7 protein-coding genes are annotated in these 6,903 nt (G+C 73.9%); 3 read left to right on the forward strand and 4 right to left on the reverse strand.

Features of this window, described 5'->3' with window-relative positions; all coding sequences use genetic code 11:
• Positions 1–111 precede the first annotated feature (111 nt).
• The gene (locus ACFZAM_RS21910; protein WP_391048389.1) at positions 112–1,032 is read left to right on the forward strand and encodes a PfkB family carbohydrate kinase; all 921 of its coding nucleotides are present in this window, start codon (positions 112–114) and stop codon (positions 1,030–1,032) included.
• A 165-nt stretch (positions 1,033–1,197) separates the two neighbouring features.
• Positions 1,198–2,829: a hypothetical protein gene (locus tag ACFZAM_RS21915; RefSeq protein ID WP_391048391.1), complete on the forward strand. Its 1,632-nt coding sequence runs from the start codon at positions 1,198–1,200 to the stop codon at positions 2,827–2,829.
• On the opposite strand, the gene ACFZAM_RS21920 is transcribed toward ACFZAM_RS21915, so the two are convergent.
• Positions 2,824–3,453, reverse strand: a complete 630-nt coding sequence (locus ACFZAM_RS21920; protein ID WP_355333240.1) for an HAD family phosphatase — start codon at positions 3,451–3,453, stop codon at positions 2,824–2,826. The two genes, ACFZAM_RS21915 and ACFZAM_RS21920, sit on opposite strands and share 6 nt — an antisense overlap.
• 270 nt (positions 3,454–3,723) lie before the next feature.
• Between ACFZAM_RS21920 and ACFZAM_RS21925 the strand changes: the two genes are divergently transcribed.
• Positions 3,724–4,824 (forward strand): substrate-binding domain-containing protein, encoded by a 1,101-nt coding sequence (locus tag ACFZAM_RS21925; protein WP_391048393.1) that lies wholly within the window; start codon positions 3,724–3,726, stop codon positions 4,822–4,824.
• A 43-nt stretch (positions 4,825–4,867) separates the two neighbouring features.
• On the opposite strand, the gene ACFZAM_RS21930 is transcribed toward ACFZAM_RS21925, so the two are convergent.
• The 3 genes from ACFZAM_RS21930 to ACFZAM_RS21940 form a co-directional block, all read right to left on the reverse strand.
• Complete coding sequence (locus ACFZAM_RS21930) at positions 4,868–5,272, reverse strand: VOC family protein (protein ID WP_391048396.1); 405 nt, start codon at positions 5,270–5,272, stop codon at positions 4,868–4,870.
• Between the two features lie 111 nt (positions 5,273–5,383).
• Positions 5,384–5,851: an SRPBCC family protein gene (locus ACFZAM_RS21935; protein ID WP_391048398.1), complete on the reverse strand. Its 468-nt coding sequence runs from the start codon at positions 5,849–5,851 to the stop codon at positions 5,384–5,386.
• Between the two features lie 25 nt (positions 5,852–5,876).
• Positions 5,877–6,851: a phosphotransferase gene (locus ACFZAM_RS21940; RefSeq protein ID WP_391048401.1), complete on the reverse strand. Its 975-nt coding sequence runs from the start codon at positions 6,849–6,851 to the stop codon at positions 5,877–5,879.
• Positions 6,852–6,903 lie beyond the last annotated feature (52 nt).

Below are 6,903 nucleotides of genomic sequence, written 5' to 3' on the forward strand. Positions count from 1 at the left end.
CCCGCCGCGGCAGACGGTCTCCGGCCGCGTACCGGCAGGGGACCGCCCGCGTGATCGCGTACGGGGACGGGGGGTCGCCGGGCGGGACCGCGATACGGCAGCATGTGGCCCATGAGCGACTTCCTGGTGATCGGTGAGTGCGTAGCGGACATCGTCCGGACCCCCGGACAGCCCGATGTGCCGCATCCCGGCGGCAGTCCGGCCAACGTGGCGTACGGGCTGGCCCGCCTCGGCCACGCCACCGCGCTCCTCACGCAGCTCGGCGACGACCCCTCGGGCAAGCTCATCACCGACCACCTGCGGTCGGCGGGCGTACACCTGCTCGCAGACGGCCGGCACGACGTCCGCACGCCGACGGCGGTGGTCACGCTCGACGAACAGGGCGCGGCGCGCTACGACTTCGACATCGCGTGGACGCTCGGGCCCGTCGAGCCGCCCGCCGCGCTCCGGCACGTCCACATCGGGTCGATCGCCGCCGTGGCGGAGCCGGGCGCGGCCACCACCGTGGACCTCGCCGCGCGGCTGCGCGCGGACGCCACCGTCAGCTACGACCCCAACATCCGGCCGGAGTTGATGGGCACGCACGAGCAGGGTGTCGCCGGAGTCGAGCGGTGCGTGGCGCTGAGCGACCTCGTCAAGGCGAGCGACGAGGATCTGGAGTGGCTGTATCCGGGCGAGCCGGTCGCGGCGGTCGCCGCGCGCTGGCTGGCGGCCGGGCCCGCCGTCGTCTTCGTGACCATGGGCGGGGAGGGCGCCGCCGCCTTCACCCGTGACATCGAGGTGACGGGCGCGCCGGTGCGGACCGAGGTCGCCGACACCGTGGGCGCGGGCGACTCCTTCATGTCCGCGACGCTGGACGCCCTCACCGGCCTCGGCCTCACCGGCGCCGCCGCCCGTCCCGCGCTCGGCGCCCTGGACAAGGCGACCCTCGCCCATGTGCTGCGCCACGCGGGCACCGCCGCCGCGCTCACCGTCTCGCGGCCCGGCGCCAACCCGCCCACGACAAGGGAGTTGCGGGCGGCGCTCGCGTAGGCCACCGGGGCAGCGGAGGTGTGACGCCCAACGGCCGTGGACCCGATTCGCCCCGGATCGGGCAGTCCGTACGGCCCGGCCGGACGGCGTGCCCCCTATCACCGTGACACCGCGCTCTTCTAGCCTCCCCTTGAAGATCGATCAGCCCACCGAGGGGGGACTTGCGTGGACGCGTCCGCGTACCGCATGGTCGTGTGGACCGAGCAGGACTACGTCACGGCCGCCGCGACGGCCGACCGGCTGGTCGCGGAGTGGCTCACCGACGCCAAGGGTTATCCGGTCACGGCGCTGCACGACGGCCGCAACGAGATAGCCGAGCACGTGACGCTCGACCGCGACACCGATTCGGGGCAGCAGGGCGCGCACAGCCGCTGGCGATTGCGGGAGAGCCCGCCGGCATTGCGGGCGACCTGGCAGTCCACGCTCATCGTCCGTACCGACATGGCCGATCCGGGCCGCACCTGGGTGCAGCTCGATGTCGAACACCGGCCGGACTCGGCGGAGATACCGCAGATCCGCGCGTCCAAGCCGCGGCTGGCCGACGCGATACTCGACGCCCTGGACACGCACAGCGGCATCGCCGAGATCCGCGCCCGCGCCAGCTTCATCTACGCCGGTGACGTGAAGGAGGTGATCGAGGAGCTGACCGACCGGGAGCGGCGGCTGCCCATCGTCGTGGCGAGCGTGCCGTACGGGACCGACGCCGACGAGTGGCTGGAGAAGGTCGTGGACCGCGCCTTCACCCAACTCGTGGGCCGCGCGGTGCTGTACGTGCTGACCCGCGAGGCGCAGGCCGCGTTCAACAAGGCGCTCGAACACCACCCGGTCTTCGGCGGCGGCATCCGTACGTACATGCCGCGCGTCGACCCCGCGTGGGCCGCCGACGGGCAGCGGCACCCGGTGATGTCCCGCGCCACGGTCGAGGCCGATCCGGTACGGGCCGCCACCGTGCTGACCGCGCTGCCGCGCAACCAGGCGGCCCGCATGCCGCTCCCCCAGCCGCTGGCCCGCCTGCACGCCCAGCGCCCGCGGCCCCGGTCCACCGAGCACGGCGACGAGATCGCGCGCCTGCGCGCCGACCACGAGAGCCTGATCGCCCTTCTCGACGAGGCGGCGGAGGCCGAGGCCGCCCGCTACAAGCAGGTCCGCGAGCTCCAGCACGACCTCGCCGACGCCAACTGGCTCGCCGAGGAGTTCTACGCCGAGCGCCGCGCCGCCCAACAGCAGGTCCGCGCGCTCCAGTTACGCCTCCAGCAAGTCGGCGCCTACGAGGCCGCCTTCGCCCCCGTCGAGGAGGACGAGAGCGAGGCGCTGCCCGGCAGCTTCACCGAACTCCACGCCCGGCTCCACCAGTTCCCCACCCTGCTCTTCACCGGGGACCCCAAGGTGATGACCGGTCTCGACGACCGTTCCAAGCCCAACTGGGTCAACGTCTGCTGGGAAGCGCTCCAGGCTCTCGAGGACTTCGCCGCCGCCTCCGTGGCCGGCCGCGCCCGCGGCGACTTCCGCTCCTGGTGCCAGGATCTCCCCTCCGGCTGCCACCCCTTCCCCGCGGGCAAGGTCCTGATGAAGGAGTCCGACACCGTCTGGCGCAACCTCTCCTGGCGCAAGGAGCGCACCCTCCCCGTGCCCCGCGCCGTCGATCCCTCCGGCGCGGTCTACATGGAGGCCCATCTACGGATCGGCGGCGGCAGCACCATCTCCCCGCGGCTGCACTTCTTCGACGACACCGCCAACACCGGCCTGCTCTACATCGGCCACATCGGACCGCACCTCACCAACACCCGCACCTCATAGCGCCGGCAGGTGGGCTTCGACGCGGGCGACGGCCTGCGGGGTGCCGGTAAAGAGGTGGGCGCGCATGCCCGCGGTCTCGGCGGCGGCGATGTTGGGGGCGTGGTCGTCGATGAACAGGCAGTCCGACGGGCGGACTTCGAGGCGTTCGCAGGTGAGCGCGAAGGCGCGGGGGTCGGGCTTGGAGACGCCGATCTCGTGGGAGTAGACGATCTCGTCGACCAGTGAGTCGAAGCGGTAGCGGGCGGTCTCCCGTTCGCGGGCGCCGACGAAGCTGTTGCTGAGGATGCCGAGGCGGCAGCGGGAGCGCAGGCCGCGGACGTAGTCGATGAGTTCCGTGTTGGGGGCGCCGAGGTATTCGGCCCAGAGGTCGGACATGAAGGACTCGACCTGGCGGGCGTCGAGGCCGAAGCGGGCGCCGACCTGGGCGCGTACCTCGGGCTCGGTGATCGCGCCGACCGCCCCGGCCTCCCAGACGTCGTCGAGACGGCGGTCCACGGTGCCCGGCGGGAGGCCGAGGCGCTCGTCCCACCGCTCGATCCAGCCCGTCGGCGGTGTGATCTCCAGGACTCCGCCGATGTCGAGGATGACGCAGCGCTCTGTCGTGGAGGGTCCAGTCGTCTTCATGGAAGGTCCTCTCGTCCGGTTCCGCGGCGTGCGGTACGCCCTGCCCTCACGGTGGGCTCTCACCTTCGGTGAGGGTCAAGGCGGTGACGGAACCCGCGGACCGCCGCCGGACCCGCCGTCCGCCTCCCGGCCCGCGGACCGCCGCCAGGCCCGCCGACCGCCGCCGGGTCCGGGGACCGCGACCGCGGTGATTCGCGATAGCTTTCGCAAAAGGTGGCCCGGCAACACGGCGGTACGGCCGCCGGGGGCGCGAGCGCGGGAGAGCAGAGGATGGCGGCGGCGGAACCGGGGCGCGAAGCCGACGGCGACACAGACGGCGGCACAGACGCAGGCGCGGGCAGCGGCGCGGGCGGCGGAGGCACGACGACGCTCGCCGAGATCGCGCGGCAGGCGGGGGTGTCGGTCTCCACGGTCTCCAAGGTGCTGCACGACCGCTCGGACGTGGCGTCCAGGACCCGCGCCAAGGTCCAGCGGCTGCTGGAGCAGCACGGGTATCTCGCGCGGCACCGCCCCGCGGCGACGGCGCTGGCGGCGGGCGGCCTGATCGACTTCGTGATCAACGAACTGGCCAGCCCGTGGGCGGGCGAGCTGATCCGGGGCGCGGAGGAGGCGCTGCACGCCGAGGGGCTGGGCATGGTGGTGTCGGCGACGCACGGCCGCAGCCGGCTCACCCGGCAGTGGCTGGACTCGCTCGCCACCCGTCGCACGCGCGGCGCGATCCTGGTGCTGCCGGAGCTGATGCCCGCCCAGCACGAGGAGTTGTGCAGGCTCGGCCTGCCCTTCGCGCTGATCGCCCCGGCCGACGAGCCCGCGCCCGGAGTGCCGTGGGTGGGCGCCACGAACTGGCCGGGCGGGCTGGCCGCGACCCGCCATCTCATCGGGCTCGGCCACCGCAGGATCGCCGTCATCAGCGGGCCGCCGGAGCGGCTGGCCTCACGCGCCCGCGTGGACGGCTACCGCTCGGCGCTCGACGAGGCCGGGCTGCCCTTCGACCCGGCGCTCGTCCGCTACGGCGACTTCACCCACGAGCCCGCGCACCGGCACGCCCTGGACCTGCTGGGGCTGCCCGACCCGCCGACCGCGGTCTTCGCGGGCAACGACCAGCAGGCGCTGAGCACCTACCGCGCCGCCGCCGCGCTCGGGCTGCGCGTCCCGGCCGACCTGAGCGTCGTCGGCTTCGACGACCTGCCCTTCGCCGACTGGGTCACCCCGCGGCTGACCACCGTACGCACCCCGCTCGCCGACATGGCCGCGCTCGCCGCCCGGATGGTGCTCCAGCTCCTCGGCGGGGAGCAGCCCGCGTCGACCAGGGTGGAGGTCGCGGGCGAGCTGGTCGTCCGCGAGAGCAGCGGGCCGCCGCCCGTACGGTGACCAGGCCGCTGGACCAGGGGGTCAGCCCTGGACCAGGGGCGGGTCAGCCCTGGGCGAGGGCCGGGTCCAGCCAGAACAGCTCCCAGTGGTGGCCGTCCAAGTCGAAGAAGCTCCGGGTGTACATCGGGCTCTCGTGCTCGGTGCGCTTGGCCGCCGTGCCGCCCCCGGCCACGGCCGCCTCCGCGATCCGGTCGACCTGCTCCTTGCTGTCCAGGCCCAGCGCCACGATGGCCTCGGTCGTGGTGGCGGTGTCCGCGATCTCCTTCTCGGTGAAGGTCCGGAAGAAGGGCTCGACCAGCAGCATCGCGTAGATGTCGTCGCTGATCACCATGCAGGTCGCGTTGTCGTCGGTGAACTGCGGGTTGAAGGTGAACCCGGCGGCGGTGAAGAAGGCCACGGAGCGGTCGAGGTCCTTCACGGGGAGGTTGACGAAGATCTTCGTGGACATGGGTGCCTGCCTTACGTTCCGCTGGTCGGTGTCACGGGAAGGTCGTGCGCTTCACCGGGGTAGACCGGTGCGCGGCGCGGAACTCATCGGTACCCGCGGGCCGTCTTCGCCTCACTCCCCGCGCAGCAGGGTGTCCATGGCCCGGCCGAAGACGAGCCGTCCGGTACGCGCCGTGACCGCGTCGAACGCTCCCGGCAGCCGCCACACCCGCAGCTCCTCGCGCCAGCGCACCCACGAGCCGGTATCCGCGCCCGTACCCGTACCCGTACCGCTGTCGTCCGGCCGTACGTCGATCTCCGCCCAGCCGGTGACGATCCGGCCGGTCTTCTCCAGGCGGCAGAATCCGGGGCCGCCGTCGACCGGCGGCTCCCAGCGCACGATCCGCATCGGGTCGTCGAACCCGGCACCGCCGAGCCCGGTCCGCGCCACGAAGGCCGTGCCGACCCCGTCGGGCGGCGGCGTCAGCACGCTGATCCGGGTCAACGGCACGGTGGCGGTGTGCCGTTCCCAGTCGGTCAGCCGCCGCCACGCCTCGGCGACGGGCAGCGGGGTGCGGCGCTCGACCACGAAAGGGGACATAAGGCCAGGGTAGGGCGCGCCGCTGTCAGGACCAGCCGGTACGGGTCCGCAGCCAGTCGAGCGCGACGACGCCCTGGGCGTGCTGGAAGGGGCGCAGTGTCGGCAGGCCGGGCGGCGCGGGCCGTCGCGCGTGGCCGAGCAGGAAGCCGGCGAAGGCGGCCAGCACCGCCGTGACGCCGTCCGGGTCGGCGCCCGCGGCCACCGGGTGCCGGTCGAAGATCTCGGCGGGGGGCGGTCCGCCCTGCATCCCCACGCTGGGCAGCATCAGCAGCAGGTCGAACCAGGGCGCCGCCAGGCAGGCCCACGGCCAGTCCACGACCATGACGCGGCCGTCCGCGGTGAGCAGCAGATTGTCGGCCCGCAGATCCGCGTGGGCCAGGGTCTTTCCGGCCGCCGCCCGCGCCCATCCGGCCTCCAACGCGGCCAGTTCCGCCAGATGGCGTACGGCCCAGGGGTCGAGGCCCGTCAGGTCGTCGGTGCCCGCCGCGTGCTCGGCGGCCAGGGCGCGCCAGCCGTGGAAGTTCTCCGCGTTCGCCTCCGCCACGGGCGGGACCTCCACCGGGGACGGTGTGAGCAGCGTCGCGAGGTCGCCGACCGCGGTCAGGACGCGCTCCAACTCGGCCGCGTCCCACGGCTGTGCGGGCGTGCGGCCCTCGATGTCCTCGAAGAGCAGGACCACCCAGTCGTCCCGCTCGAAGGAGGCCAGCAGGCGCGGGGCCGGGACTTCACGGGGAAGCGCCGCGGCCACCGCGGCCTCCGCCCGGTGGATGCCCGGGCTCTCCGGATTCGCCGCCGAGGTCACGGCCTTGACGAACGCCCTCGTCCCGTCCGTCAGCCGCAGGCGGGCCGCCACGCCCGGCGAGAAGCCGCCGGCCTGCGTCTCCGCCGCCGCGACGCGTGCCCCCAGGCGTGCCTCGGCCTCTCCCCGCACCCCCGCGGGCACGTCCCCCCACTCGGCTCGGACACCCTGTGCCCCCACGGCCCCGCTGTCGGTCGTCATCGCCCCATCCTCCCGACCCCCCGGGGCCCGGGGCCACCGCGTTTCGGGAGGC

Source organism: Streptomyces sp. NPDC008079, from assembly GCF_042957385.1.
GTDB lineage: Bacteria > Actinomycetota > Actinomycetes > Streptomycetales > Streptomycetaceae > Actinacidiphila.